This window comes from Pseudomonas sp. SIMBA_041, from assembly GCF_046535095.1.
GTDB lineage: Bacteria > Pseudomonadota > Gammaproteobacteria > Pseudomonadales > Pseudomonadaceae > Aquipseudomonas > Aquipseudomonas mucoides.
Map to the genome: position 1 here is coordinate 1 of NZ_JAWRXJ010000738.1, position 247 is coordinate 247.

Annotated in this window: 1 pseudogene; it reads right to left on the reverse strand. The window is 59.9% G+C overall.

The features are described 5' to 3' along the window. A pseudogene (locus tag SB725_RS33070) lies at positions 1–247 on the reverse strand (peptidase S8 and S53 subtilisin kexin sedolisin); the annotation flags it as partial.

Genomic DNA, 247 nt, shown 5'->3' on the forward strand with positions numbered 1-247 from the left:
GGCTGAGACCGTCACCTTCCTCTGCACGTTCGGGGGCGGACTCTTCGACAATCACGGCATCGACGCTGACTTCACTGCCCATGCGCAGGATCATCGCGTCGCGCTGCACCAGGTCGTGCACCGGCAAGCGCAGTTGATAGACATTGAGTGGTGGGATGGCGCCGACCACCTTGGCGCCAAACTTGTCGGCGATACGCTGTGCTTCTTTGCGGCCGTCGTGTTTTTCTTCGATCAACAGGCTTACCAG